We start from the raw sequence: 1,314 nt of genomic DNA, 5'->3' as shown, positions 1-1,314 counted from the left end.
CTTTTAACTCGATCATAAGACCTTGAGAGTTGTTTTCTGTTTGCTGCGTCATAATACGTCCTTGATCTTGTTAATTATCGTTTGTGACCGGTGTGAAGTCTGTTTTCCAGCCAAATCGAGTATCTCGACATGCCAAAACAAAACACCCAGAACACTAACGCGACAAATACATAACTTTCTGTTGAATACCCAAGCCACTCAGGGTCGGTATTCGCGGCTTGGCCAATCCCTAGTACATCAAACATACCGATAATCAAAACTAGACTGGTATCTTTGAACAAACCAATAAAGGTATTCACAATTGAAGGAATCGTGATTTTAAGAGCTTGAGGCAGAATGATAAGCCCGGTTTTTTTCCAATAGCTCAACCCTAGAGCGTCAGCGGCTTCGTATTGACCTTTTGGTATTGCTTGCAAACCACCACGGATTACTTCCGCCATATAAGCAGCGCTAAACAGTACTACCCCGACAAGTGCACGTATCAGTTTATCGGTCTCCATCCCCTCTGATAAAAAGAGCGGAAGCATTACCGAGGCCATGAATAGAACCGTAATCAGTGGTACACCACGCCAGATTTCGATGTAAACGGTACACATACTGCGGATGATTGGCATCTCTGAACGACGCCCTAGCGCCAGTGCGACACCGATAGGTAGTGATACAACGATACCAACAAGTGCGATGATCAGTGTAACCAGTAGGCCGCCCCATTTATGGGTATCAACAACCTCTAGACCAAATACACCACCGTATAGTAAGCCTGCAATGATAAACGGGTAGATGTTTACGAAGAATAACCAAATCCACGTACGCTTAGGTGTTTTTTCGTAAGCTAACAAAGCAACAAAAATAGCTAATGTTGCGTAGAAAAAGCGAGGACGCCACAGTTCCGCTTCTGGGTAGAAGCCGTACATGAATTGGTCCCAACGGACGCTAATGAAAACCCAACAAGCGCCTTCGCTAGTACAGGCATCGCGTGTTGTTCCTATCCAGTCAGCGCTCAAGAATGCCCAATCAGCTATTGCCCATAATAAAGTGAAAGCAAAGTAAGCAAGCACCACAGTGACGACACTGTTAATTGGTCCATTAAATAGATTTTTTCTTAACCAACCGACAGGTCCAACAGTATTAGCTGGAGGCGGAAGATCAGGTTGAAATTGATGTGTACTCATCTTATCTCTCCACCAACGCTACTTTGCGGTTGTAAATGTTCATTAGAGCGGATGTCAATAGGCTTAGAGTTAGGTAGACGCCCATTGTCATCGCGATTACTTCGATAGCTTGTCCAGTTTGGTTCAATGTTGTTCCTGCAAA

1 protein-coding gene and 1 pseudogene are annotated in these 1,314 nt (G+C 44.3%); both read right to left on the bottom strand.

The window, feature by feature from the left end:
- Positions 1-74: 74 nt before the first annotated feature.
- The gene (locus AB4232_RS22295) at positions 75-1,172 is read right to left on the bottom strand and encodes an amino acid ABC transporter permease (protein WP_009846640.1); all 1,098 of its coding nucleotides are present in this window, start codon (positions 1,170-1,172) and stop codon (positions 75-77) included.
- Position 1,173: 1 nt separating this feature from the next.
- Positions 1,174-1,314: pseudogene (locus tag AB4232_RS22290) on the bottom strand (amino acid ABC transporter permease); the annotation flags it as partial.

Origin of the sequence: Vibrio sp. 10N.286.46.A8 (genome assembly GCF_041470165.1) — a bacterium.
Taxonomy (GTDB): Bacteria; Pseudomonadota; Gammaproteobacteria; order Enterobacterales; family Vibrionaceae; genus Vibrio; species Vibrio tasmaniensis_A.
The sequence above is the reverse complement of the archived record's forward strand: the minus strand, read 5'-3'. Positions and strand labels throughout refer to the sequence as shown.